The following is a 26,244-nucleotide window of genomic DNA, read 5'->3' as shown; positions in this document are numbered from 1 at the left end:
GACGTTGAACTGCGTGTAGCGGTTGTTGGACACCCCACCGGCCGAAGGCGGTGCGATATTCACCACCGGCACACCATTGGCCACGCCCACCACGGGCCTTTGCCCGCCGACGCTCTGATCTACCGAGATGGGCAAGGTCTGCGCCAGGACGGGCGTCCAGACCTGCGCAAAGACCAACAACCAGGCAATCGTGCGGCGTAACGTCGACATATCGGGCAAGACTCGGCAAGGGGTGAAACCACAACCGTTGCCAAGACAGCCGACCCTCAGCCCGCCCAAACCCCGCGGACTATCGACAAAGCCAAAAGCACCGATCCGGAAATTGCCCGCTTACGCTACGCAACCCGGATCAGATAGAACATTGGAAGATTCTGATTTTTAACCAAGCGGGAGGAACCGACGGAAATCGGACCCAACGAAGATTGACCCGTGACCCATGGGCTGGCCGCACATCACGCGCGGCCCACCGACGATTCGGTTACGCGTGTGCCGGGCGCCTCGTCCATGTCGACCAACCCCGCGCCGACCCATCCCGCGCCAACCAATCCCGCACCGATCAATCCCGCGCCGACGCCAGCCACCCCGCCCCGTCCAGCACCGCCCCGTCGATGCCCGTCAGATGCGGCGTGAACGGGTACGCCACCGACGAGACAATCTGGCATTGCGCCAGCTGCGGGTGGTCGGCATTGAGCAGGTACTGGCAGCCGCCGGCCGCGGACGGCACCTTCAGCAGCAGGGCCTCGCCCTGCGCCAGCCAGGCGTTGCCGAAGGCGCGGGATGCCTGCAGGTCGGTCTGCCAGGCCGCAGGCGGGCGCGGGTCGGCCACCGCCTGCGGCGGCACCCGCACTTCCAGCAGGAAGTAGTTGCGCGGCAAGGCCCGCGGGTGCGCGACCTCGGCTTGCGCCAGGCGCGCGAATACCGCGGCCGCGGGGGTGGCATCCAGCACCACCACCGCGGCGCCCGCGCCATGCCAGCGACCGGCTGGGCGCGCGCGCGGCAGCAGGTCCTGGCTGTTGCTCAAGCGCCAAAGCGCGGTCATGGGCCGTTTCCTTCGTCGATGTTGATCAGCCACTGCTCGATCATGGCGGCGTAGCGGCCGTGCTGGCACAGCAGCATCGGCACCCGGCCGTGCAGCCGGCGCTTGGGGCTGCACAGCCAGCGCCGTGCGCCGTCCGCGCCGCCGAACACCAGCTCGGCCAGCCAGGCCACCCGCAGCGCCCGGTAGAGCACGCGCAGGTCGGCCAGGTCCAGGCTGTGGTCGCGCAGCGGATCGCGCGCGCGGCCGGCCTCGACCTGCGGCACCAGCGCCAGCCAGTGCAGCAGCTCACCGGCAAACGTGGTGCGCAGCGACTGCAACAGCGCCGGGGCGCATTGCAGGCTGGCCGGGGGCCCGGCCTGGCCCAGGGCCAGGTCCAGCCGCGCGTCCAGCAAGGCGGCGACGCCGTCGCCGTCAGGGCGCGCGGGCCGCGAGGGCGGGCTGGGCTTGCGCGGCGGACGCGCTTTGTTCGAAGGCGGCATTGAGGGCCGCGCCATCAATGCTGACGGTTCCTGCATTGAGCAACCCCTCCAGGTAAGCCCGTGCCGCCAGTTCCTGGCGTTGGCTGCGCAACGCGGCGCGCAGTTCTTCCTTGACCTGTTCGAACGGCGTGACGCTGGCCGCGCGCAGATCGACCACCTTCAGGATGTGGAAGCCCGCCGCCGATTGCACCGGCGCCGAGACCTCGCCGGCCTTCAACTGCTCGATGGCCGGACGCATTTCCGGCGTCAGCTGCGCCAGCGGCACGTAGCCGATGTCGCCGCCCTGGGCGCGGGTGGTCGTGTCCTGCGAATAGGTCTTGGCCAGCGCGGCGAAATCGGCCTTGGGCGCCTGGGCCCGCTTGACCAGGTCCAGCGCCTGCTTGCGGGCGCTGGCCACGGCGTCGTTGTCGCCCAGCGCGGCGGGCAGGAAGATCTGGCTGACGCGATACATGGCCGGCTGCGCCAGCTGCGGCTTGGCCCGTTCGTAGGCGGCTTGCAGGTCAGCGTCGGCCGGATAGCCGTCGGGCGCGCGGCTGACGGAATCCAGGTAGGTCTGCAGCACGATGCGTTCCTGCGCGGCCTGGAAGGCGCGCTTGAGTTCGGGCTTGTCTTGCCAGCCCTGGGCGCGGGCCTGTTCGACCAAGGCCTTTTCGGCCAGGCGCGAGCGCAGCCATTGGTCGAGCCCGGCGCGGTTGCCCTGCAATTGGGCGCGGGCCTCGGGCGGCATGGCTTGCAGCTGGCGCACCAGTTCGTCGCGGTCCACCTGCACGGCACCCAGCGTGGCGACGGCGGGGGCCTGCGCGGCGGCGGGGGCTGCCGGGTTGGCAGCCTTGGCCGGCACGGCGGCAGGTTTGGCCGGGTCGGCCGCGGCGACCTTGGCGGGCGCGGCTTCGCTGCTTTGGGCTGGATTGCCGCGCATCAGCGCCACGGCGCCGGCCAGCACCGCGATCAGCAGCACGGCGGCGGTGACGCGCAACCGGGTGGGCTTGTCGGAAAGAATAGTCATGGTCGAAACCTCGCTTGCTTGAATGCGCCATTCACCCGGAACGGCGGCCGGTGGTTGGGGTCATCGCCCCCGCCGCCGGGCGCCGGCCCGGCGGATGGATCAGTTCGCCGCCTCGGCGACGGCTTCTTCCTGCGGTGCAGGTGCCTCGGTGGCCGGGCTGGTGGCGTTGGCGCGCAGGAACAGCAGGAATTCCTGCAGCAGGCGGTCCCACAGTTCGGCGGTGGCGCGCAGGTAGTTCTCGGACACGCCGCCGGCCAGGATCACGTCCAGTTCCAGCACCAGCAAGGCGCCTTGCACGGTCAGGCGGGCAAAGCGCTTTTCCACGTTCCAGCGGTCGGCCAGGCCGGCAGGCAGCTCGCCCTGCACGCGCAATGCGCAGCTCAGCGTGTAGTCCAGGTAGTGGCCGTCTTCGGCGGCCGGGTTGCCCAGGCGCACGGCGAAGCCCACGCCCTGGCTGGCGCTGAGCAGTTGCACCATGCCGTTCTGCTCGGACACGGTGACGCGGTAGCCGGCGGATTGCAGCAGTTCCTGCAGGCGTTCGGCGTTCACGTCGAGAATCAGGCTGGAGTCGGTCATTACAGTTTTCCTAGATGAAGAAATGAAGACAGGTCTTGAAAATCAGGGTTGGGCGGTCGGGGAGGCAGCCGAGGCAGCGGCCGGGGCCGCCGACACCTGCGCGTCGTACAGCTTGTCGCCGTATTCCTGCGCCTGTTCCTCGAACTTGACGCGGGCGCTGCCGGCAAAGGGCTGTTTCATGGCCAGGATGCCGCCGGTGCTGATGCGTTCGTAGGCGTTCAGGATTTCCTTGCCGGCCTCGTACATCTCGCGGTTCTTGGTGACGCAGGTCTTGACCTGCTCGTCGCGCTGCGCCAGCGTGCGGGCCAGCGCCACGCGCTCGGTTTCCTTGGCACGCGACAGCGCCAGCAGCTCGTCGTAGGCGCCCTTGAACTTGCCCAGCTGGGCATGGCTGGCCGCCACCTGCGCCTGCGCGCTTTCCATGACGGCGCCCTGCTGCTCGGCCAGCTTGTCGGCCTGGCCCTTGGTCTTGGCGAGCTGACCGCGCAGCGCTTCCAGCTCTTTCTGGGCGGCATCGCGCTGGGCCTCGGCCGCGGCCTTGGCGGCGTTGACCTGGGCCTGCTCGCTTTGCAGCTGCTGCAGTTGCTGGGTGGTGCTGCGCAACTGGGCGCGCAGGCGCTCTTCCATGGTTTCTGCCTGCGCCGGGCCGGTCAGGCTCAGGCCCGCCGCGCACAGGGCCACGGCGGCGGCCAACCGCCGGCCGCGGCCCAACGCCTGGGGTTGGCGGGATTCATCCCATACGATGTGCATGTCCATGGCCTCAGAACCTGGCGTTGATCTCGAACTGCATCGTGTCGATGGACAGCGGCGCGCCGTAGACTTCGCGGGTGCTCATCCAGCGCAGGACGCCGTACACGTTCTTGTCGAAGGCGTAGCTGCCGCCGATGTAGTAGCCGCGCGCGTTGGTGCCGCCCTGGTGGAACGACGAGTCGTTGAAGGCATCGGGCAGTGCATCGGGCTGGATGTACTTGTAGCCCACGAAGGCCAGCCAGTCGCCCTTCTCCTTCATGTCGTACGAACGGCCCAGCGTGGCCTGCAGCATCCAGGCGTTGGGGCCGCTTTCCACGTCGCCGTTGTCGCCGAAGTTGTTGACGATATTGCCTTGCGAGCGGCTGGCCATCTTGCTCTTGCTGTAGGCCAGGTTGCGGATGTAGTTGGCGTTCAGGCGCAGGCCCAGGCCGTTGAACACGCGCGTGTCCCAGCGCAGGTTCAGGTCCAGCAGGTCAAACTTGGACGCCAGGCCCACGTATTGCGGCTGCGGCGTGTTGGCCGGATCCAGCGGGTTGGCGGTGATGTTGCGCAGCAGGAAGAGCGTGTTGCCCTTCTGCATGAAGGCCGGACGCGACCAGTCGGTGTCGCAGTTTTCCTGGCCGGCCCACGGCGAGCAGGCGCTGGAGCGCTTGCCCGCGATGTTGTCGAAGTGGTAGTAGGCCAGCGCGCCGCGCACGCTGTTCTGCTGGTTGATCTTCCAGTCGGCGCCGGCCTGGGCGGCCAGCAGCCACTTGTCTTCGCTCTTGCCTTCCGAGAACGACGACGAATTCCAGCCATTGGAGCCGTACTCGGTCGAGAACGCGCCCAGCGTGCCGAACAGGGTCACGTCGCGGCCTTCCAGCGGCTGCTTGAAGATCGCGGCCACGCCGTCGAAGTTCAGGTCGTTCGAGAACAGCATGTCGGTGGATTCGAACGGGTTGGCGATGCGCCCGCCGGTCACCGTGGCCCACTTGGCGGGGCGGTAGGTCAGGTAGGCCTGGTCCAGCCAGATGTCCTTCTTGCCCATGCCGCCACCCAGCGTCTGCGACGTGGACACCGGGCTGTCGTCGCTGCCGGTGGCCAGGCGGATGCCGGCCGACCACGACTCGGAGATTTCCGCCCGCACGCCCAGCCGCGCGCGGATGCGCAGCTGGTTGCGGCGGTCTTCCCGCGTGTTCAGCATCGGCGGGTAGTTGTTGTTGGTGTTGCGGTTCAGGTCGTACGGACCCTTCGCATTGAGCTTGGCGAAATCGACGATTTCATTGCTGTTGTTGCCCGAGTACAGGCGCGATTCGTCGCGCACGCGCACGTCGCCGTCGATGGTGATGCGCGACACCCAGTCCGGGAAGGTGTTGGGCTGGGCCCAGTTCTCTTCCTTGGCCTGCACCATCACTTCCGCCTTGACCTCGTCGCGGATCTGGTCGCGCACGGTCTGCGGAATGTAGGGCACGCGCACGTCGCCGGGCTGGGCGGCGGCCGCGCCGCGGTCTTGCGGCGCGGCGCGCGCGGCTTTGGCTTCGGCTTCGGCCTGGGCCACCAGGGCTTCGGCCTGGTCCGCCTTCAGCACGCCCTGCTGCACCAGCAGGCGGATCAGGTTGATGGTGGCGTTTTCGGACGGGGCGGGCGCGGCGTGGGCCGGCAGCGCGGCGGCGCCCGCCGCAGCCAGGGCCAGCGTTGCCGCCAACCGGTTCATTTGGAACTTCATTCTCTTGGCACTCCAGGATCGGTTCAATTCAGCACTTCAGGAGGGGCGGCGGCCGGTCAGCGATGCGCGTATGGGCATGCTGGCCGAGGCCGGCGGACGTTCATCCAGGCCAGGCACCGCGCGCAGCGCCGCCACCACGCGGGCATCGACGTCGGCATCGCCGCTGGAACGGGTCAGTTCCACCCGCGTGATCTGGCCGCTGGCCGTGAGCCAGATGTTGGCTTGCAGGCGGAAGGTCAGATTGCGCGTGCGCTCGTCTTCGCGCAGGATCTTCTGCAGCGCGTAGGCGAGGTACTGGCTGTAGGTGGCGTTGCCGGCGCGGCCACCGCCACCGCCCGCCATGCCCTTGCCCTGCCCCGCGCCGATGTTGAACGCGTCGCTGCCCGCCTGGGCGTCGCCGTCGATCTGCATCGGGTTGGCCAGGTCGTCGGCCGGGCGCGGCGGCGCCTCGTCCTGCGGCTTGGGCGGTTCGGGCGTAGGCTGCGGCTCGGGTTCGGGCGTGGCCACGGGCTCTTCCTTGGGCGGCTCGGGCTCGGGCGGCTTTTCCGGTTCGGGCGGCGGCGGAGGCGGCGGGGGCAGCGGGATGATCGCGGTGACCTTGGGCGCGTCGCGGCGCACGCCGGCCATGTCATTGGCCCAGCGCCACAGCGCGTAGGCGGCCGCGATCAACACCACCGCCACGGCCGCCAGCTTGAGCCAGCGAAGCGCGGGGTGCGGGGTGCGCGGGGTATCGGATGCGTGTTGCGGCATGGCGGTAGCCTCGGCCCCTATCTCGGCTTGCCGGTGACCAACCCGACCTGGGCCAGTTCCAGGCGGCGCAGCAGATCCAGCACTTCCACGACCTTCTGGTATTGCACGGCGGCGTCGCCGCGCACGATCACCGGAAAATCGGGATTCAGCGCTTTCTCCGTGCGCAGCCGGTCTTCCAGCTCGGGCAGGGTGACCGGGTAGGCGTCCAGGAATACCTGGCCGGCGTCGTTGACGGAAATGGCCTTGGTCTTGGGCTGCGACAGCGCGATGGACGAGCTGGCCTTGGGCAGGTTCACCTTGATGCCGGCGATCTGCGCCGTGGCGGTCAGGATGAACATGACCAGCACGACCATCAGCACGTCGACCAGCGGCGTGATGTTGATGCCGTCGACAGGCGCGTCATCATCATCGTCCTGGGAAGCGGATACGGAAGCCATGGGGTCGTCTCCTTACGCTTCGGCGGGCTGCGGCTCGCGCACGGCGGGGCGGGCGGCGGACGCGCGCGCGGCGCTGTGGTGGGCGGCTTCCTGGGCCTGGGTCTCGCCATGCACTTCGGCCAGGCGCGTCACGAATTCGTCGACGAACACGCGCATGTCGGCGCTGACTTCCTTGTTGCGCGAGACCAGGCGGTTGTAGCCAAACAGGGCGGGGATGGCGACGAACAGGCCCATGGCGGTGGCCAGCAGCGCGGCGGCCATACCCGGGGCGATGGCGTTGATGTTCACGTCACCGGCCATGGCCGTGCCCAGGAACACCACCATGATGCCCAGCACCGTACCCAGCAGCCCGATGTAGGGGCCGCCGGCAATGGCGTTGGACAGCACGCCGAGCTTGGCGCCCAGCAGCTGGTTTTCCTTGGTGCGCACGGCGTCCAGCGAGGCGCGGATGGCTTCGATGGTGGCGGCCGAGATCGAGCTGGTGTCGGCGCCCTGCTCGCGGCGGGTGCGGATTTCGTTGATGGCCACGCGGTACAGGCGCCACAGCGAAGCGTGTTCCAGGCGGGTGGCCAGGTTCTTGTCGTCGGCCAGCAGTTCCAGGCGTTGGCCGACCTTGGCGAAGGACTCGCGGAACTGCTCGTTGGCACGCGCCACGCGGGCCACGTTGCGGCTCTTTCGGATCATGATGATCCACGACTGCACCATCATCAGCACCAGGATGGCGATGATGACCCAGGCGTCGATCGGCACGGCCTTGAGCAGGAAGCCCAGGCCGCCGAAGCCGAAGCCCGATTGTTCTTCGTCGGTGCCGTAGGCCACCAGGCGCGATTCCGACCCCTGCGACAGCGCGTCGGCCAGGATCAGCGCGGCCGGACGGGCCACGCGCGACAGGCGCACTTCGTCGATGGCGCCGACGAACGGCGCGTAGACGTGCGGGGCGGCAGCGGGTGCAGCGTCGGCAGCCGGGGCGGCCGGGTTGGCGGCGCCATTGGCAGCGGCGCCTTCAGCAGCGGCGGGCGCCACGGCCACGGCCGGGGCCGGCACGTCGCCGCCCAGGGCGGCGGGCGTGTTCAGCGGCGGCAGGCTGGCGGCCAGCGACGAGGTGGCGCGGCCATTCACATACAGCGTGACGCGGCTGCCGTCGGCCGTCACGGCCAGGTGCTGCCAGGCGGCCGGGGTCAGCGACTGGCCGGGCTGGCTGCGCTGGCCGTTCACTTCCACGAAGGGCACGCCCTGGTTGATACCGATCAAGAGCGCGTTGCCGGCATCGCGGCGGGCATAGACCAGCTGTTCGCCGGCCGGTTGGTCGGCGCGCACCCAGGCGCTGAAGGTGAAGGCGCCGGCGGCCGGCACGGCCAACGACGGGCTGGCGGGCAGCATCAGCGGGGCGCCGCCCGTGAACTGCGCGGCACGGCCGATCACGCCGTCGACGGCAGCGGCCATCGGCGTCTGGGCATTGTTGCTGTTGCCGGTGGTATCGCGCGGCGGGGCGCCGGCGGCGCCGTCGAAGTGGTAGACCAGCGTGTAGTTGGGGTCGAACGTCAGTTGGCCATTGGCGGACGCCGGGGCCTTCTGGTTGCCGTAGTACATCCAGATGTCCTGGCGCTGGCCGTCGGCCAGCTCGGGCAGGTCCACCCACACCAGCGCCATGCCCAGCAGCGGGTCGAAGGCTTCCAGCTGGTGGTTCAGCACGGTCTGGTCGTCGCCCGCCACGAAGCGGATGTCGGCGCCCTTTTCGTTGATGCCGTCGAACGAGAAGTTGCCGGTGTGCAGGCGCACCAGCAGCGGCGTGCGGCCCGCGGCGCCGCCCAGCGGCGCGCCCTGCGGCGTGCTGTCGACGGTGATCTGCTTGCGGTACTGCCAGTCAGGCTGCCACCAGGCATGGGCGGCGGACGGCAAGACGCCGGCCAGCACGGTCAGTAGGAGCATCAATAAGCGTTGCATGGTCAAGACTCCGGGGTAAATACGGTTTCGCGAGCGCTCAGAAGCTGGCGCGTACGCTGAAGTTCAGGCGGGGATCGTGTTTCTTGGTGTTGGGGCCGTCTTTGAGCGGATAGCCCCAGTCCAGCGAGCCGGACAGCCAGTCCAGCACCTGCAGGCGCGTGCCCAGGCCGACGCTGGCCAGCGAGTAGCTGGAATCCTGCTCGGGCAACGGGTCGCGCAGGCGCAGCGTGGCGGCGTCGGCAAACGCATAGAAGCGCCATTCATTGACATTGCTGCCCAGCCAGCGGGCCAGCGACGGCGTGCGCCACTCGACCGAGCCCAGGAAGCCGTCGTCGCCGGTGCGTTCGGCGGCCAGGTAGCCGCGCACGCTGGTGCTGCCGCCGGCCGAGAACTGTTCGTTGGACACCAGCGCGCCGGACGACAGCTGAAAGCCCGTGCGCAGGCCCAGCTGCCAGTCGCCGAACAGGTTCTGCGTGTGGGTGCCGTCGCCGCGCAGCAGCGCGAAGCTGGGGCTGGCGCGATAGCGCTTGTCGTCGAATTCCTTCCAGTCGCTGCCCATGCCGAAGAACGAGCGGCTGGCGCCCACGACCGACAGGCCCAGGCTGCTTTGCGACGATTCGGAATAGCGGTAGCCGTTGTACGAGAACGTGAACGGCACGTATTTCAGGGGAATGCGGTCTTCGTTGTTGCCGAAGCGCGTGGTCTCGTCGAACTTCTTGTAGTCCAGCCCGACGGACAGCGAGTTGTACCAGTCGCCCTGCGGCGCCAGCGTGTAGATGGCGCTCATGCCGAACGAAAAGCCCTTGCCCAGCACGTTGGTGCCGCCGATGGTGGCCACGTTGCTGTCGCTCTTGTAGCCGGTGAACTGCAGGCTCCACTGCTTGTCCAGCGGCATCGAGTACGAGCCGGACCAGACCTTGGCGTTGTCGGTTTCCTGGGGCGCGGTAAAGAAGGTCAGGCTGACCGAATGGCCCAGCTGCCACAGGTTGTCGTAGCCCAGCGAGGCCGTGCTGCGCAGGCGCTTCGTGTCGGCGCTGTAGTCGTTGTTCAGGCCCAGGCTGGCGTGCCAGGGGTTCTTGTCCTCGACCTTCAGGTCCACGTCCATCGTGCCGGGCACGCGGCCTTCCTTGACCAGCGGCACCACCTGGCGGCTGGCGCCCTTGTTCAGGTCGGTCAGCTGGGCCTGCGCCTGGTTGAAGTTGGGCACGGCGCCTTCCTGCAGCGCGGGCACTTCGTCGCGGATCGTCAGCGGCGAATAGTGCTTGGCGCCCACCACCCGCACCCGGCCCACCTTGGTCTCGGCCACTTGCAGGAACACGATACCGTCGGCCACCTGCTGCTCGGGCAGGTCCACGTACACCGACTGATAGCCGCGTTCCTGGTAGATGGTCTGCAAGGCCTCGCGCGCCGATTCGATATCGGCCAACGTGCGGTCCGGTCCCAGGTAGGGGTAGACGGCCTTTTCGATGTCGCGCGCATCCAGTACGGTGTTGCCGCGCACGATGTATTCGTTGATGTTGACGCGGCGCGCGTTGCTGTCCGCGGCCGGCGCGGGCTGCGCCCAGGCCGCGCCCGCGGCCAGCGCCAGCACCATCGCTCCCGGCGCCCGTCGCATCATGGCGCGCAGCGCGCCGACCCTGCTCTCGAAATCATGCATAGCGATGCACTCAGTTCCTTGTGTGATAACCGGTCTGGCACCGGCCGCTACCGTGCAGTGCGCTTGCGACATTCCCGTTACGGTTTTCTGCCCGCATACCCGCGTCTACAGCTTCTGCTTGTTACTAGACGTTCCGGGACCGCACGGACTGCGCGTTGTAAGAAAAATTTCATGAAACAGCGCCGGCCTGGGGAAACGGTGCGCAGAAATGAATCAGGGCCCGGTTTTTGCCGGACCCTGATGCGCTTTTTGCCTGGGGTTCATATGACGCCCGCATTACAGGCCGTATTACAGGCCGACGGTCTTTCACGCGCGGCCGTCAAAGGCGCCGGGCGGACAGCCGCCACGGCCGTCGTCCCGGCGCGCCACTCCCTACATCGCCAGCTTGCTCCTTTCCTGCGCGGTCAACGCGCGCATCTCGCTGTCATCCAGCGTGCCGGCGCCCAGCACCTGCACGGCGCTGGCAGCGTCGTAGCGCGGGGCGGCCGCCGATGGGCCGGGCGGCGAAATGGCGGCGCCGGCCACCGGCTCCTCGCCATACCCCAGGATCTGCACATTGATCACCGACGGCTGGTTCTGGCGCGCCTGGTTCTGGGCGCGCTGCGCCGATTCCTGCGCGGCGCCCACCGCCGAGGTCGCCGCCGCGCTGGCCGACGACATCGCCCCGGTGTTCACCGCCGCCGTTACCGGCACCCCGCGGCTTTCGCCCTGGGCCTGGATGTTGGCCGCGTTCACCACCTGCAAGGCGGCAATGTTGACGTTGCCCGATACCCGGATGCCGGCCTCGCCCGCGTCGATGGTGCCCAGCGGCGCGTACAGGTCCACGTCGCCCGCCGGCACCTCCGGCAGCGGCGCCAGGGTGGCGATGCCCGCGCCGGTGGCCGGCGCGTTGGGCGACAGGGTGACGTTGCCGACCGCGTCGTACACCCGCTTGGGCGGGGTGTACAGCACCGTCGTCTTCGAGCCGCGCCCGGCGTTGATGTCGCCTTGCGCCGACCACGCGGTGATGCCGCCGCCAAAGGTCGTCATGACCCGGCTCTGGCCCAGCAGGATGCTGCCCTGCGCATACAGCTGGATGTCGCCCTGGCCCTGCGTGATGATGCCGGCGCTGGCGGGCGGCGCCGCGCCTTCCACGCCGAACACCTGCTGGCCGCCGGGCGTGAGCAACTGGATGTCGCCGCCGAAGCTGCTGCGGATGCCGGCCGCGCCGTACAGCGTCAGGTCGCCCTGCCAGGCGCCCGGCGCTGTCTCGGGGAACAGCGCCGCGATGGCCTGGCGGCCGCGCAGGTAGCTGCCCTGGCGCGGGCTGGCCTTGTCGTTGTATTCGCGTCCGCCGGCCCGCAGCTCGGCGAAATACACCTGCCGCGCGAAGATGCGCTGCTGTTCGGCCGGCAGCGCGCTGAAATACGCCCGCGCGTCGTCGCCATTGCCGGCAAAGCCGTAGCGCTGCGTCAGCCACAGCAGCAGTTCGGCCTCGTAGGTCTTGAACGCCAGCCCCTGGTCCGCCAGCGGACGGCTGGCGTCGGCCTGGCGCGACGGGTCCAGGTAGCGCGCCAGGAAGCCCGCGTAGTCCGGACCGCTCTCGCCCACGCCCGCCAGCACGGCGATCGATGCGCCCGGGCGGCGATCGCCCGGCAGCACCGGCCCCACGCTGGTGATCGACGCGCGGTCGGCCATCAGCACGTGGCGGCCGGCCGAGACTTCAAGGGCGCCGGGGCCGGCCACCTGGAACGAACTGTAGAGAATGTCGCGGCCCGCCGACACGCGCGACACGTCGTGTGCATCGCCGTGCACGAACAGGTTGCCGGACGACGTCGCCGAGCTGGTGACGCCGAGCGCGAAGATATAACCGTTGGTCGACGGCACCGCCTGCTGCACGCCAGGGCCGGTGCCCGAGGCCACGATGTCGCGGCCGGCCATCATCCAGACCGGGCCCGCGGCTTCGTACCAGACCTGCCCCAGGTTGGGGCCTGCGATGAGCGTGATGGCCTCGCCGCTGCGCAGCCCCACGATGTCGCCGTCACGGGCGTACAGACGCGTGACTTGATCTGATGCGGCGGCGCTGGCCGTGGGCGCATCGAAATAGAACAGCGGGAAGTGCGAGTTGCGGGCGCCGGCGATGCCGTTGGCGCCCTGGTTGTTGAGCGCGGCCGTGCTGGTGCCCTGCGAGGTGTAGCCGGCGAAGGCCGGCGCCAGCACATTGGCCACACTGGCCGGGTCCGCCCCCGAACGGTTGATGGCGTAGCCGCCCGCGTAGATCGAATTGCCCGCCAGCAGTTCAAGCTGGCCGCGCGCGCCCGGTGCCAGGGTCAGCGAATACGCCAGGCCAGTGTCTTCGGAATTGAGGTAACCGGCCGACACGCCCGCATAGATGCTGCCGTCATACGCCGTGGCGCGCAGGATCGACGGATACAGGTAGCGCGCATCCGACGCGGACGTGTTGCGCCCGACCTGCAAAGACAGGCCCTGCGCACTGTGCGAAGTCTGCCGGCTGGGCGTCAGGTTGCCGCCCGCGCTGGCCAATTCAATGGCGGTGTTCGCCGTCCACATCGAGAACCAGCTGTAGCCGCCGCCTGTGACGGGCGTGCCGTCGCGCAGCCGGAACGGCGTGCTGTTCTGCAACGCCACCCGGCCCGGATCGCCCGCGCCGCCCACCACCAGATCGCCGCGCGTATCCAGACGCATCACGGCATCGCCCGGAATCAGCGCCAGGCCGCCCGTGGCACTGGCCTGCGTCGACGCATAGGGGTCGTAGCCGCGGCTTTCCTTGGCGTCCTGCAGGCCGGCGGTATTGCCATATTGCAGGTCCAACCCGCCGATCGCGGCGCCCGCGAACTGCACATTGCCGCGCAGGTTGATCAGCGCGCCCTGCAGGTCGATGGCGGGGCTGCCATAGTAGGGTTTGGGGCCGCTGGTGGACGACACCTGGCCGCGCGCGCTTTGCGTCGGATTCAGCGCGCCGCCGATGCGCACGTCGATATCGCCGCCGCCCGTCAGTGTCATGGTGCCGTCCGCGCCGATCCGCCCGGTGCTGCCCACCGCCACGACCAGCCCCTGGCTGCGCGGGTTGGCCAGCGAGCCGCGCGCCTCGATGTTGCCGGCGTCGCCATCGGTGCGCACGCTGACGTTGCCGCCGCCCAGCGCGCCAAAGCCCGTAAAGCCCACCAGCAGCGGCGTGGGGTCCTTGAAGTCCGTGGGTGCACGGGTGTAGCTGCCGAAGTTGATCCACCAGGCGGTCGGCGTGTCGCCGCCATTGGCGCTGCCGGTGCCCTGGCGCCACAGCCAGTTGCCGACGCCGACGCTGGGCTCGATGCCACGGCCGTCGTAGGTGGGAATCACGGTCTTGCCCCAGACATCGCCCCGCAGCGAGCCGCCCGCGTACAGGCCGAGGTTGCCGCCCGCTTCCGGATACCAGGCCTGATAGCCTGAACCGGCCGTGACGAAGGGTTCGTAGGTGCTTGCATAATCGTCGCCCAGCACCGTAGAGCCGAAGCGGCCGCGCGGCAACTGGTAGGCTGGCGCCACGTTGGGTGACTGGGTGCCTGCGGTGTACACGCCATAGGCCGACATCAGGTTGATATCGCCGCCCGCGGCCAGGTCCAGGTCGCCCGTGCCGGTGCGCAGCACGCTGAAATTCTGCGTGTGCGGCGTGACCGATACCGCGCTGGAATCGCCGCGTTCGCACAAGCCTTCGACGATGTCGCACAGCCAGGCCATGTCGTCGGGCACCGGGGCGCCGGGTTCAAAGCCCGACTGATCGGCATCCGGACCCCAGACCCAGCCGCCGCCCTGCACCAGGCTGGCGTTGTAGTGGGTGTCGGCCAGCGTCAGCTTGCCGGCGCCCGGGCCGGTCAGCACCCGCCGCGGATCGGCCGCGTCCAGGTCGGCGCCGGCCACCAGTTGCACGGACCACGACTGGCTGCCCGCCAGCAGCATCTGGGCCACGGCCCAGTTGCGCCGCTGGTCCGCCACCGTGCCGGGACGCAGTTCCACGTAGTCGGTGCCGGCCGGGAACACCAGCTTGGCCTGTGACGGAATCAGCGCGCCCTGCTGCAGCGTGATGGTGCCTTCCATCAGCAGCACGTTGGCCTCGTAGCCCTGCGTGGTGTAGAGATTGGGCAGCGCTACGTTGGCCGGCCAGGTGAAGGCGCGCAGCGACGTGCCGTCGGTCAGCAGCGTGCCCGCGCCCAGGCGCGTGCCCGCCGGCAAGTCCACCGCCTGCTTGAGCACCGAACCCGCGGTGTACAGCAACTGGTTGGACGCGTCGCGCACATCGCCGGACAGCACCGTGCCGGCGGCCAGCGGCAGCGCCTGGTCCAGCACGGCCTCGACCGGCAGCCGGGTGCCGGCCGCCAGCTTCACGGCCTTCAGCGGCAAGGGGTAGTTCAGCGTTTTGCCGCCAGGGAACTCGGTGCCGTCGGCAAGCTGGACGCCGCCGCGCGGCAGCACCACGTCGCCGCCGAAAGGCTGCGCGCCGGGCGTGAGGATCCAGCCATGCTCGTCGTCCGGCGTAGTGGCCGGCGGCGCAAAGCCGTCGTTGATGCTGCCGTAGACATCCAGGTTGCCCTTGGCCCGCAGCGTCAGCGCGCCGGCTTCACCCGAGCCGTACACCGACGTGTACGGCGTGCGCGGGTTGACGCTGGCGTAGCGATAGCCCGACAGGTCCAGGTCGCCTTGCACCACCAGGTCGCCGTCCGCCGTCTTGCTGATGATTTCCACGCCGGGGCGCAGATGGAAGGCGTCGCGGTAGGTGGCGTTGTTCAGGCCCGCCAGCTTGCCGTTCATCAAGGCGGCGTTGGTCAGCGCGTCGGTCATGAAGTCAACGCTGTCATCGTGCTTGGCTTTCAGGTAGGCCTGGTTGATGATCTGGTAGGTACGCCCGCCGATGCGGTCGGCGGGGTTGCCCACGTCGGCATCGTCGTAGCGCTGCATGGCGGTCAGCGTGATGGACCGGGCGCCATCAATCGCAATCGGGCCGCGCGCGTCGATGGCGATGTCGCCATACGTGGCGGCGCTGCCGGGCGCCCCGCCGCCGTTCATGCCGACATTGCCCGCCGCGTCGATGCGCGGCGCCAGCAGTTCCAGCGTGCCGCGCGACGCGCCGTCGTGCTGCCCGGCCGCCGTGCCGGGCGTGGCGGCGGTGCCGTGGCGCAGGTCGATGCGGGCGCCGCCGGCCAGCGTCAACACGCCCTGGCCGGAATTCAGTTCCACCATCGCGCGGTTGGGCGCGTCGATGATCTTGCCGTAGCTGTCCACCCGCAGCACCGTGCCATGGGCATCCAGCACCGAGCCCGCCGCCAGCGTCAGGCCGTCACGCGCCGCCAGGCGGATGCGGCCCACGCGTTCGCCGCTGGCGTCCACCCGGCCCGCCACCGTCAGGCTGCCGCCGTCGATGGACAGATTGATGTCGTTGGCGCGCAGCGTGTCGCCCACCGTCAGGCTGCCCTGCTTGATCTGGAAGCCGCGTGCGCCGAACACGCCGCCGTCGTTCAGGCGCTGGTTGAGCGCATCGAAATCGGCATTCAAGGCCGCCGGGTTGCCCAGGCGCTGGGCGCGCACGTCCACGCTGCCCGCGCGATACGGCACGGCGGTGCCGCCCGCGTCGTAATGGCCCGAGGCCGAGCCCACGATGCGGCCCAGCAAGGCCACCTGGCCATCCGCCGCCGCCAGCGCCACCGCGCGCAGGCTGCCGGCGTTGTTTTCCACGGCCGACAGGTCGATCAGCGCGCCAGCGTCCTGGCGGATGCCGCCCTGGCTGCTTTCCAGGATCAGGTCACCGCCCCAGCTGTAGCGCAGCACGTCATTGAAGGCGATGGCGCGGCCGCTCAGGTCCAGTTGCGACGCACCGGTCAGCACCACGCCGTCGCGCCCTTGCAGCGTGAGCTTGCCGCTGGGCAGTACGATCGTGCCGTCCACGCGCACCGAGGCGCCTGCCAGGCTCAGCTCGGCGCCCAGGTCCTGCACCGCGGCCGGCTGCGCGCCAGCGGCGGCCAGCAGCCGCACGTCGCCGCCCGCCGTGATGCGGTTCACCGAACCGGCCGCGCCGGTCACGAGCGGCGTATTCAGCGTCAGGTTGCCGCCGCTGTAGGTATAGCCGCTGCCACTGACGTAGGCGCCCTGCGAGGCGTACACCGCCAGGCTACCGCGATGATTGGCCGTGATGCGGTCGCTGGCGTTCAGCGTCACTCCGGCAAAGCCCAGCACCAGGCGGGCGTTGTCGTCCAGGCCGCTGGGCTGGGTGCCCTGGCCGTAGCCGAATTCGATGCGTTCGGCGTCGATGCGCAACGCGCCCTGTCCGGTGCCCGCCCCACCCGCCGCCACCGCGCCGGGCGCTTGCGTGGCGCCGTTCCAGACCAGGTTCTGCGTGCGGATGCTGGCCTCGTCGCCCGCCGCGCCAACCCCGTAAAGGGCCGGCGTACCCAGCGCCAGCGTGGCCAGGCTGTATTTGCCGGTGACCGGGTCGCGCGTGTCCAAGGCCACGGTGCCGTAGAAATTCATCGACTCGCGCGCCGTCAGCGTCAGCTTTTCCAGCGCCGGGGCGCCCGTGCTGGTGTCGCCGCGCAGCAAGCGCCCCAGAATCGACTGGTTCAGCGTCAACCCGGCCGGCAGCACGCCGCGCGCGGCGGCCTGCGCCAGCGCGTCGGCCGTGCCCGCGTTCACCGCAGCGACCGCCAGCGTCAAATTGCGGGTGCCGTACAGCACCTGATCCCCCAGGTCGAACGTGCCATTGGTGGCGGCGGCGATGGTGCCTTCGGAATACAGCCGCGTCACGCCCTGGCAGGCTTGCGCCGCGCAGGTGCCGATACGGATCGAACCCGTGCCGGTGGCCGCCGGGGCCAGCACGTCCAGGCGGCCATTGGACACGGCCAACAACCCGACACTGCCCGGTTCGAACGCGTAGCCTTGGGTCGAGTCGGCCGACGGCGCGCCCCGGCCCAGCGTCGAGATGCCCGCGCCCGCCTCGATCTCGATCGTCCGCGCCGAGACCAGCACTTCCGGCGCCACCAACTGCGCGCCAGCGCGTATCAACACGTCGGTGGCATTGCCCTGGAAGGTATAGAAACGCCCGCCCTGGCCATATTGCACCACCGGCAATGCGCCGATGACCAGGCGGTTCGCGCCCAGCGCGGCCAGGGCATCCGCGTGCACCGAAGCGCCATCGTAGCCCGCCGTGGGCGCCTGGCCCGCGGCCAGGATTTCCATGCCGAAACTGCCGCCCACAGCCGCCGCGCCGCCAAAGCCGCCGGCCGCCGGCTTGAAGTCAGCCAGGCCTTCGACGCGCAACGTCTGCCCGTCTTCCGAGCCGCGGTGGATCGCCAGGCGCAAGGTGCGGGCATCGGCCGGCAGCATCGCGCGCGGCACGCCGCGCGTGGCCGCATCGGCACGCACGAAGCTGGCGTAGCTGGTCTCGTTGTATTGCGAATAGTTGCGCAGTACATTGGCCGGGGTCAGGATCACCTGGGTTGCCAGGCTGTCGGCCACTTGCGTGCCCGCCACCGACAATCGGCCACTGGCCGCCCACGACTGGTTGCGCAGTTGCGCCGGCGCCATGGCGGCGCCCGCCGCCGCGCCGGTATTGAGTTCGACCCGGAACGCGCCGGGCAGCAAGGCGTAGGTGGACGGCATCAACGTATAGGTGCCGGCCGGCAGGCCCGGCACGCCCGCCCCGATCGTGATGCGCTGCCCCAAGGCAGACTGGGACGCGCCGGCTTCGCCGCCTACCGGCGCGTAGTTCGGCTGTGACCCGGGCACGATGGCGTAGACGGGGTTGCCCGCCAGCCCCGGCAGGGTGAAACCGCCCTGGGGGTTGTTGCGCACCAGCGGCGCATAGCGCGCATCGGTCGAGCCGCCGCGGCCCGACACAAAGCCGGCGCCGGTCAGTTCACCGCCACCCGACAGGTCCAGCACCGAACCGGCCAACAGGTCCATGTCGCGAAAGCCCAGCGTGATGCCCGTGCGCAGCGACGCCCCGCTGCCCGCGCCAATGGCGCCGCCCGCCCCCACCAGCGACACGTCCGCGCCCTTGAACTTGTACGCCACGCCGTCAGTGGTGCCGCCATAGGGCATCAGCAGCCCGGCGCCGCTGACCGACGTAACGCTGCCCGGCAACAGCGTCAGGTGCCGCGTCCCCACGGTTTCGCTGACGTCGCCCAGCACGATGGCGCCCAGCGGCGCGCGCACGACGCCGCCCTGCTCCACCGTGGCCGCCGCCAGCCGCAGCGAGCCGAACGCCGAATACGGCACCGCCGGCAGCGGCGCATCCGCGCCGCCGGCGCGTCCCACCCGCAGCGTGCGGGTCGGGTCGAACACATTGGCATTCGAGATCGGGTTGCGTGTATAGCCGGCCAATACCTCGGCCTCGGCGCCCGTCACCGGATACAGCTGCGCGGCGACCAGGTCCAGGTCGCCGCGGGTCCAGAGCCGCGTGCGCGGCTCGTCGTCGTTGCGAGCCAGGAAGCGCAGGTCGCCGCCGCTGGCCAGCGTGACTCGGTCAAAGCCCGTGCGCGTCACCGCCAGCAAGCCGCCCACCGGGCGGTTGATGGTGCCCTGAGTGCCGAAAGACAGGCTGTTGCCCACTTCCAGCAGGTCGGCGGCGTGCACCGTGAACGCGCCTGCCGCTACCGACGGCGCATCGCCGAACAGCACGCGCGGCCGGATCACGCCGTTGGTCGAGTAGTACTTGCCGGGGCCCGAGAGCCGCACCTGCGACGCCGCCAGGTTGACACGGGTCGTGGCGGCCGCGTCCGGCGCCAGCGAGAAGGCGCCCGCATACAGGCGCAGGCTTTGCGCCACCGCGATGTCCACGGCGCCGTCAAACGACATCAGGCCGTTGGCCAGCAGACCCAGTTGGTCAAAGCCGCCCCCCGCCAGCAAGCGGGCGATATCCAGGCGGGTCTGGCCATAGCGCAACGCGTCGGCGCCTTCGCCCGGTTTCAGGTCCGTGGCCAACGGTTTGCTGCCTCCGGCCGCCAGCACCATTTCGCGCGGCACCTGCACGGCCGGGTTGGACGGATTGTCGCCCTGCGAACGGTACAGCGGCGTTTCCAGCGCAATGTCCAGCGCGCCGCCTGCCGCGGTGGCGCCGCCGGCCCGCGCGATGAAGGTGCCGTCCAGGAACAGGCCGTTGTAGGAACTGAGCGCGATGCGGCCGCCGCTGCGGTCCAGCGACACCGGCCCCACGCCGTTCACGTCCACCACCGCGCTCGCCCCCGACGCATCCAGCACGGCGCCCGGCCGTATCACCACATAGGCGTCGGACGAGGTGGCCGTGGCGCGGTCGTGATTGAGCTCGCCGCCGATCACGATCACGCCGCCCGCATCGGCCACGCCATAGCGGCGGCCCTGCGTGTCCACGCCGGTCTCGGCGCGGCCGGCCACGTTCAGCACCGCCTGCTCGCCGATCCAGATCGACCGGTTGTGCACCTGGCCCGCGGCCGTCTCGATGGACTCGGCCACGTCGATGTCGCCCAGGCGCAGTTGGCGGATATCGATCTTGCCGCCGGCCGCCGTCAGCGCGCCCAGCACCGTGATCTGGCCTGCGCCGCGCAACTGGATGGCCTGGCCCGGATCAACCGCGACCTGCGCGCCTTGGCCAATCGTCAGCGCCGCATCGGCGTCCGCCCCGGGCAGCGCCACGGTACGTCCGCTTTGCAGCGACAGGCTGGCGCCGCGCCGCCGCGTCACCGTGCCCGCCACGGGGTTGTGCAGGTAGACGGGCGGCAGCCAGGTTTCCAGGGCGGCGCCAGTCGGCGTACCGGTCGCCAAGCCGGCCGCGTCGGCCACCGGCCGGTAGACCGGCATCGTCACGTCGATGCGCGCATTGTCGGCGACAGATGCGCCGCCGCTGCCGGTGATCTCGTAGCGCGAAAAACCCTGCTGGAAGAACGGCGCCGCCAGCGCCAGCACGTCATCGCCGGCATCGGCCGGCCGGTCGCCCAGCACCACCTTGCCCGCCGTCACCGCCAGCGTGCCCCCGCCATCCACCCCATAGCCGCGCAGCGCGGCATCCAGCACCACGCGCCCGCCGCCCGCCGCACCACCGGGCACCGCTTCCACCGTCACACTGCCGCCCTTGCCGCCGGTCAGCTTGCCCTTGGCGCGCAGCGCGGCGCCCGATCCCACGTCGATCACGCTGCCGGCCTGCAGATCGATATCGCGGTTGCTGCGCAGCGACACCGTGCCGCCGTTCAGGTACGGCAACGCCCCCGTCTGCCCCGGCGCCAACGCCAGGTTGGCCCACAGGCCCGACGTATCCAGGCGCGCCCGCGCGCCCAGCGTCAGCCGGTCGTCGGCAGTGGTCCCGCCCGCGGTCGTATCCACCAGGCCGCTGGACGAGATCTGATTGAGCACATTGCCGAGCCGGATGCTGCCGGCGTTGGCCGTCAGCGCGGCGTCCACGTTGACGTTGTTCGCGAACAGCGTGATGTCGCCCCCCGGCCCCACGGCCAGGTCCGACTGCACCGCGACAGCGCCCGCGGCGATCTTGATGGCGCCCAGCCCAAAGCCATTGAGCCGGGTGGTGTCGAGCAGCAGCTTGCCGGCGCGATCATCGGGCAACGCCGTGGCCAGGTCCAGCCCGGCCGCGATCGCGTCGACGCGATCAGACAGCACCACCTGGTTGACCGTGCCGTCGCCACGCCCCAACGCGTATTGCAGCGCGCCGGTGCGCTTGTCGTAGTATGGCGTGTACGTGCCCACCACCAGTTGCGCGCCGCGCGCCACGGCGCGCTGCGATTGCTGGTAGCCATCCAGTCCGGCCTGCGCGGCGGCGTTCTGGCGATCGCCCTGGAACGTCGTGCCGATCAGCTCGCCTTCCAGCACGGCGCTGCGCGTGCCGATCACAAGGCGGCCCGCATCGCGGCCCACGGTGTAGCCGGTCTCGAAGCGTTCTTGCGGCGCAATCAGCGGGTTGTAGAAATAGCGCGTCTGGCCCCAGCGCTGGCTGCTGGCCTCGTAGCCCTGGTACAGGCCGGTATAGGCCAGGTCGCCCGGCGCGCGCGTCACCTCGTACAGCCTGCCGTCCACGCCGCGCAGCCAGCTCTGGCGGATCATGCCGTCCTGCACATCCAGCGTGCCGCCCGACAGGTTGATCTGCGAGCCGGCGCGCGTCACCACGTCGCCCCCCGTGAATTCGACGTTGCCGCCCTGCGCCATCCACTCGTTGACGCCATGCCCCTGCGTGCCCAGGTAGCCGCTCACTTCCAGCAGGCCCCCGGCCGTGTACCAGCGGTCCGTCGCGTAGCCGTTGGTGCCGGCCGGCACCAGCACCAGGTCACGCACGTCCACCCAGACGTCCTTGCTGTTGAGCTTGCCGCTTTCCCGGTTGACCGGCGCGTCGCGTTGCTCGTTGCCCTGGACGTTGATCTTGAGGTTGTTGTTTTCCATCGCCACGGGCACGCCCACGGCGCCCGCCACGTCCAGCACCGCGCCCTCGCGCAGCAGGCTGCGCTTGGCCGCCTGCACCGCGATCTGCCCGCCGGTGGCCAGCGTGATCGAGCCGGACGCGAAATCCACCGTACCCGAACTGCTGATTTCCACCCGCGACAGTTCGCGCCGGTCGGCGCCCGCCGCCAGCAGCGGCGCATCGCTCTGCGCTGCGGGCGGCACGCGCAGGCCGTCACGCTGGCTGTCCAGCGCCTGCGCGCCGCTGCGGTCCAGCAGGATGGCCGTGGTGCTGTTCTCGGCCACCGTCACGCGGCCCTCCGTGCCCGTCGCGGTCAGGTGCAGCGTGCCGCGCGTATCCACCGACGTGCTCGACAGCAGCACGCCGCGCTGCGCGACATCGCCGCCGGTCAGCGTCACATCGCCCAGCGCCGCCTGGATCAGGCCCGTGTTCTCGACGCGGCCGGGCGTGCCGGCCGGCGTCACTTCGTTGCCCCGGGTCGTGGATGCCAGGTTGCCCGACGTGCCCTGCCCGCGCTTGATGACGAAGCTGTCGCCCGCGGCCAGCAGCGCCTGCCCGGACGGCGTGTCGATCGTGCCGGCATTGGCCGCCGTCTTGCCCACCAGCAGCACATAGCCGCCGCCCGTGGTGGACGAGCCGGGCGCCGCGGTCTGCAAGCGCGCGCCGGCCTGCACCTCGATGCCGCCCAGCGCGTCCGTGAAGGTCGGCTGCGCGCCGTTGTCGGCGTACAGGCCTTTGGTCTTGAACTGTGCGTCGGTGATCGTGGCCGCAGCAGCCACCAGGTTGCGCGCGTTGACCTGGCTGGTGCCGGTGAAGATCACCCCGTTCTGGTTCACCACCAGCACCGTGCCGTCGGCCTTGATGGCGCCCTGGATCTGGCTGGGCCTGGCGCTGGCGCCCACCACCCGGTTCAGCACCGCGTCGTCCGCGCCCTGCTTGAACTGCACCGTGGTGTTGCGCCCGACGTTGAAGGTGTCCCAGTTCAGGATGGCGCGCGATTGCGTCTGTTCGATGGTGACGACCTGGCGGCCGCCTTCCTCGCTGGGCTTGGCGGCCTTGGCGCCTTCCCATTTGGCCAGCGCGCCGCGGGCTTCCCACAGGCCGCCTTCGACCAGGCCATCGGGCACGTTGCCGCCATTGGCGGCGGCTGCGGCACGGGCCGCCGCCTGCGCCGCCTGCTGCGCCGCCACGGCAGCCGCCGTGCGGTTCAGGTTGCCCAGCGACCGCTGCAGCTGCTGGCGCGATTCGGCCTGCTGGCGCGCGCCGTTGCCGATGCCCGCCAGGCTGCCGTCCGGCATGCGGCCGGTGCGCTGCGCCGTCGACTGCACGGCATTCTTGTCGGCGAACCAGCCCGGGCTGAAGGCCCGCGCCTGGGCCTGGGCGGCGCTGCTCCAGCTGCCGGCGATCAGCAGCGCGGCAACGGCCTGCGCCAGCGGCGTCGGACGCCATTGCGGACGGCCACGCCTTGCTGCGCGCGCCATGATTGCCTTGCCGTCCCGTTGCGCCATCCGTGCCTGCATGATCGTCCTTCCTTATTCCAATCGCGAGTGTTCGCCACCTAGAACAAGACAGACGGATGGAAAAATGCCGACCGGAACCCTGTCATAAATAATTCATGGAATCACGACAGCAGCACCACCCCGCCCGGCAGCCGGGTCACCTCGGCGCCATAGGCGTCGCGGATCAACTGTTCCGCGTCCGCCACCTGCGCCAGGGAAAAGCGCGCCTGCACCCGGCGCTGGGCCAGCTGCTTGTTCAGCAGCACCAGGCGGCCGCGGCGGTAGCGGTTGATCTCGTCCACCACGTCGGCCAGCGGCACCCGGTCAAACACCAGCCAGCCGCGCCGCCAGGCCGTCACGGCCTCGGTATCCACCTGGGTCGGCGGCAGCACGCGCGCATCGTCGTAGCGCAGCTCCTGGCCCGCGGCAAGATCAAAGTTTCCTTGCGCATGCGCCAGCTGCAAGGTGCCGGACAGGCAGCACAGGCTGGCCGCGCCATCCAGGTAACGCAGGTTGAACACCGCCTGACGCGTGGTGATGCGGCCGGCGCCGGCAATCACCTGCTCGCTGCGCGCCGCCTGGGCCGCCCCGCTGCCCACGCGAACTTCCGCCTCGCCCGCCGCCAGTTCGATCACTGCGCCGTCGCGCGGCCCGGACCGCACGTTGATCCGGGTCTGCGTGTTCATCTCGAATTCCAGCGCATCGCCCAGCGCCACCCGGCGCTGTTCACCCGTTGCCGTGCGGTAGTCGGCGCCCAGCTCGTCCAGCCCCGGCCACAAGCCCAGCGGCGGACGCCAGGCCAGATAGGCGGCCGACGCTGCCAGCGCGCCGCCCAGGAACGCCCGGCGGCCCGTCACGCGGGGACGGCGCGCGGCCGCCGCGGCGATTTCTTCCTGCACCGCCGGGCCCAGCCCCTGCCACAGGCGCTTTTGCTCGGCGAACGCGGCTTCGTGGCGCGGATCTGCGCCCAACCAGGCGCGAAATGCCTCGGCGTCGTCCTGCGTCGCGCGGCCCGAGGTCAGCGTCAGCAGCCACTGCCGCGCGGCATCCGCAGGCGTTGGGCCGCGCTTGCGGCGGCCCGGCATCATCATCAGCGCCATGGCGGTGTTTCCCATGGAGGTCCTTCCTTCTGTACAGCCGATGGGTGGGCGGATTGTCGTGCCACCGGTTTCTGCGCGCCCGACGGTTGCGTCACCGGCTCGGCTTCCGCCTCCAGCACCTTGCCGCAATGCTCCAGCGCGCGCTTGAGCTCCTTGGACACGATACGTTCCGACACCCCGTAGCGCTTGGCGATCTCGGCATGCGGCAGCTCATGCACCCGCGCCGCCATCAGCATCTGCTGCGTGCGTTCGGGCAATTGCCGCAGCGCGCGGCGAAAGGCGTCGATCTGGCTGCGCCCCTGCGCAATGCGCGCGGGGTCTTCGGCCTCGTCCGTGCCGCCGATCAGCTCGGCGATCTCTACCCCCGTCAGCAACCGCGAATCGCGCCGCCGCTGGTCTTCGGCAATGTTCAACGCCACCCGGAACAGGTACGCCGCCGGCTGCTGGATCGACCCGCCCGGCGGCATGTCGTTGACCTTCAGAAAGGCTTCCTGCATGGCGTCGTGCGCCAGGTCCTCGGACCCCAGGCGGCGCTTGAGCTGGCTGCGAAAATCGTTGTAGCGCTCCAGGAACAGCGCGCGCAGCGAGCCGGACGGCTTGTCATCCCGCACGGCCGTCTCCTCGCAGCGCGCCGCAGTCGTCCGCGCCGGCAGGCTGCAACAGCACCGTCACCGGTTGCGCCATGCCGGCGGGCAGCGGCCCGGCCGTCACCCCGCGCAGCGCCGCTTCCAGCCGCCGGTTCAGCGGTGCCGAACCGGTATCGGCCACCCAGTCCACCTGATTGACGCGCCAGGCCTTGTCGAACCACAGCTTGACCAGCGCCCGGTAGGCGCCCGGCTCGGCGCCCTGCCCCTTGCACAGCGCACGCTTGAGCGCGCCCTGCAGGGCCGCCGCATACGGCGTATCGCGCAGCCGCGCCGCGCTGGCCGGCCGAGCCGGCGCCGTCTCGCGCGGCGCCGCCACCACCGTAAAGGAATGCGGGCTGGCGTAGCGGATCGCCAGCGGCGAACCGGCCAGCAGCCGGCGCAAGGCATCGCCCGGCGTATAGGTACCCACCACCGCGGGCGCCTCGCGCCCGGCCGTCAGTGCACTGTCCACCAGCACCGTCAGACCGCTGGCCAGGCTGTACTGCGCCAGCGCCTGGTCCAGCGGCTGGGCGGCAATGGCAAACGCGATCTCGCGCGGCGGCGTCTGCGCCGCGCCCGCGCCGGCCAGGGCGCACAGCCCCAGCGCCAGGCAGGCACGCCGAATCCAGCCCCCGCCTGCCGGACAGGCCAGGGTCATCGACGCCAACACGTAGGAAAATTGCCAGGCATGGCTGTTGCCGCGAACGCCCGCGCGCCCGCCTCGATGCGAAAGGCGCCATGCTAGGGTGCGAGAATGACGTAATCGTGACACGCCACACACGCGTGCCGTCCCGCCGCCACGCAAACGTCACCTGCGCGGCGTTATCCGTCCCTATACTGATTGCATGGCGGCAACTGGCCGCCGGGCCTTTTCCAAGGAACCCGCATGCGCCCATTCAGCCTGATTCCGGATCGCGCCTGCCTGCTGTTGCTGGCGGCGCTGGCGGCCCCGCCCCTGGCGGCCTGGGCCCAAGCCCCGGCGCAGCCGCAGCCCGTGGCGCCCGCCGCGTCCACGGCAACCCCGCCCAAGCCCGCCCCCGGCGCCTGCATCGACACCGAGGTCAACGGCTACCGCGCGCTGTCGTATGACTGCCTGAACCAGAAGATGGCGCCCGACGCCGCGCCCAAGCCGCCGGCCACGCTGGGGTCCGAGGCCATCACGCAAAAGCCGCCCAACCAGATGGGCCTGCCCACGCCGGCCACCATCGGCAACCGCATGGGCAATACCTTCGGCACGTCGGCGTATCCGCAGCGGCCGACGCCGCCGTAGCC

Annotated in this window: 16 protein-coding genes; 1 reads left to right on the top strand and 15 read right to left on the bottom strand. The window is 70.2% G+C overall.

Annotated elements, in window-relative coordinates:
- The 15 genes from U858_RS0129335 to U858_RS0129265 form a co-directional block, all read right to left on the bottom strand.
- On the bottom strand, positions 1-210 hold a 210-nt coding region (locus U858_RS0129335; RefSeq protein ID WP_198529764.1), incomplete at its 3' end, for a hypothetical protein.
- Positions 211-556: 346 nt separating this feature from the next.
- Positions 557-1,039, bottom strand: coding sequence for an RES family NAD+ phosphorylase (locus U858_RS0129330; protein ID WP_025140682.1), 483 nt, complete (start codon positions 1,037-1,039; stop codon positions 557-559).
- Positions 1,036-1,431 carry an MbcA/ParS/Xre antitoxin family protein gene (locus U858_RS0129325; protein WP_232786629.1) on the bottom strand — a complete coding sequence of 132 codons (396 nt, stop codon included), beginning with the start codon at positions 1,429-1,431 and terminating at the stop codon, positions 1,036-1,038. The genes U858_RS0129330 and U858_RS0129325 overlap by 4 nt, the downstream gene beginning before the upstream one ends.
- Positions 1,432-1,450: 19 nt before the next feature.
- Positions 1,451-2,524 (bottom strand): peptidylprolyl isomerase, encoded by a 1,074-nt coding sequence (locus U858_RS0129320; RefSeq protein ID WP_029954470.1) that lies wholly within the window; start codon positions 2,522-2,524, stop codon positions 1,451-1,453.
- Positions 2,525-2,623: 99 nt separating this feature from the next.
- A complete protein-coding gene (locus tag U858_RS0129315) occupies positions 2,624-3,100 on the bottom strand; it encodes a YbjN domain-containing protein (RefSeq protein WP_025140679.1) in 477 nt (158 codons plus the stop codon).
- Positions 3,101-3,142: 42 nt separating this feature from the next.
- Positions 3,143-3,850, bottom strand: coding sequence for a DNA repair protein (locus tag U858_RS0129310; protein ID WP_232786628.1), 708 nt, complete (start codon positions 3,848-3,850; stop codon positions 3,143-3,145).
- Positions 3,851-3,860: 10 nt separating this feature from the next.
- Positions 3,861-5,555, bottom strand: a complete 1,695-nt coding sequence (locus U858_RS0129305; protein ID WP_025140677.1) for a putative porin — start codon at positions 5,553-5,555, stop codon at positions 3,861-3,863.
- Between the two features lie 36 nt (positions 5,556-5,591).
- A complete protein-coding gene (locus U858_RS0129300; protein WP_025140676.1) occupies positions 5,592-6,305 on the bottom strand; it encodes a TonB C-terminal domain-containing protein in 714 nt (237 codons plus the stop codon).
- Positions 6,306-6,322: 17 nt separating this feature from the next.
- Entirely contained in the window at positions 6,323-6,742 is a 420-nt protein-coding gene (locus U858_RS0129295) for a biopolymer transporter ExbD (protein WP_025140675.1), read from the bottom strand.
- 12 nt (positions 6,743-6,754) lie between these two features.
- Complete coding sequence (locus tag U858_RS0129290; protein ID WP_025140674.1) at positions 6,755-8,686, bottom strand: DUF2341 domain-containing protein; 1,932 nt, start codon at positions 8,684-8,686, stop codon at positions 6,755-6,757.
- Positions 8,687-8,723: 37 nt separating this feature from the next.
- Positions 8,724-10,343, bottom strand: coding sequence for a ShlB/FhaC/HecB family hemolysin secretion/activation protein (locus U858_RS0129285; RefSeq protein WP_025140673.1), 1,620 nt, complete (start codon positions 10,341-10,343; stop codon positions 8,724-8,726).
- 372 nt (positions 10,344-10,715) lie between these two features.
- A complete protein-coding gene (locus U858_RS0129280; protein WP_081821760.1) occupies positions 10,716-23,267 on the bottom strand; it encodes a filamentous haemagglutinin family protein in 12,552 nt (4,183 codons plus the stop codon).
- A 101-nt stretch (positions 23,268-23,368) separates the two neighbouring features.
- Positions 23,369-24,361 carry a DUF4880 domain-containing protein gene (locus tag U858_RS0129275; protein ID WP_369797748.1) on the bottom strand — a complete coding sequence of 331 codons (993 nt, stop codon included), beginning with the start codon at positions 24,359-24,361 and terminating at the stop codon, positions 23,369-23,371.
- Positions 24,337-24,957 carry an RNA polymerase sigma factor gene (locus tag U858_RS0129270; RefSeq protein WP_025140670.1) on the bottom strand — a complete coding sequence of 207 codons (621 nt, stop codon included), beginning with the start codon at positions 24,955-24,957 and terminating at the stop codon, positions 24,337-24,339. The genes U858_RS0129275 and U858_RS0129270 overlap by 25 nt, the downstream gene beginning before the upstream one ends.
- On the bottom strand, positions 24,947-25,642 hold the full coding sequence (locus tag U858_RS0129265) for an STN domain-containing protein (RefSeq protein ID WP_232786627.1): 696 nt from the start codon (positions 25,640-25,642) through the stop codon (positions 24,947-24,949). The genes U858_RS0129270 and U858_RS0129265 overlap by 11 nt, the downstream gene beginning before the upstream one ends.
- A gap of 216 nt (positions 25,643-25,858) precedes the next feature.
- On the opposite strand from U858_RS0129265, the gene U858_RS0129260 reads away from it, so the two are divergent.
- On the top strand, positions 25,859-26,242 hold the full coding sequence (locus U858_RS0129260) for a hypothetical protein (RefSeq protein ID WP_025140668.1): 384 nt from the start codon (positions 25,859-25,861) through the stop codon (positions 26,240-26,242).
- Positions 26,243-26,244: the final 2 nt, after the last annotated feature.

The sequence above is a fragment of the Achromobacter sp. DH1f genome (assembly GCF_000633435.1).
GTDB lineage: Bacteria > Pseudomonadota > Gammaproteobacteria > Burkholderiales > Burkholderiaceae_B > Achromobacter > Achromobacter deleyi.
Note: the sequence above shows the minus strand (reverse complement) of the source record. Positions and strands in the feature narration are given on the sequence as shown.

Excerpts from the sequence above, each read along its gene's own strand:
- U858_RS0129275 (WP_369797748.1), bottom strand. The coding sequence starts at position 24,361 with ATGGGAAACACCGCCATGGCGCTGATGATGATGCCGGGCCGCCGCAAG.
- U858_RS0129295 (WP_025140675.1), bottom strand. The coding sequence starts at position 6,742 with ATGGCTTCCGTATCCGCTTCCCAGGACGATGATGATGACGCGCCTGTC.
- U858_RS0129290 (WP_025140674.1), bottom strand. The coding sequence starts at position 8,686 with ATGCAACGCTTATTGATGCTCCTACTGACCGTGCTGGCCGGCGTCTTG.
- U858_RS0129300 (WP_025140676.1), bottom strand. The coding sequence starts at position 6,305 with ATGCCGCAACACGCATCCGATACCCCGCGCACCCCGCACCCCGCGCTT.
- U858_RS0129285 (WP_025140673.1), bottom strand. The coding sequence starts at position 10,343 with ATGCATGATTTCGAGAGCAGGGTCGGCGCGCTGCGCGCCATGATGCGA.
- U858_RS0129260 (WP_025140668.1), top strand. The coding sequence starts at position 25,859 with ATGCGCCCATTCAGCCTGATTCCGGATCGCGCCTGCCTGCTGTTGCTG.
- U858_RS0129280 (WP_081821760.1), bottom strand. The coding sequence starts at position 23,267 with ATGCAGGCACGGATGGCGCAACGGGACGGCAAGGCAATCATGGCGCGC.
- U858_RS0129315 (WP_025140679.1), bottom strand. The coding sequence starts at position 3,100 with ATGACCGACTCCAGCCTGATTCTCGACGTGAACGCCGAACGCCTGCAG.
- U858_RS0129310 (WP_232786628.1), bottom strand. The coding sequence starts at position 3,850 with ATGCACATCGTATGGGATGAATCCCGCCAACCCCAGGCGTTGGGCCGC.
- U858_RS0129320 (WP_029954470.1), bottom strand. The coding sequence starts at position 2,524 with ATGACTATTCTTTCCGACAAGCCCACCCGGTTGCGCGTCACCGCCGCC.
- U858_RS0129305 (WP_025140677.1), bottom strand. The coding sequence starts at position 5,555 with ATGAAGTTCCAAATGAACCGGTTGGCGGCAACGCTGGCCCTGGCTGCG.
- U858_RS0129330 (WP_025140682.1), bottom strand. The coding sequence starts at position 1,039 with ATGACCGCGCTTTGGCGCTTGAGCAACAGCCAGGACCTGCTGCCGCGC.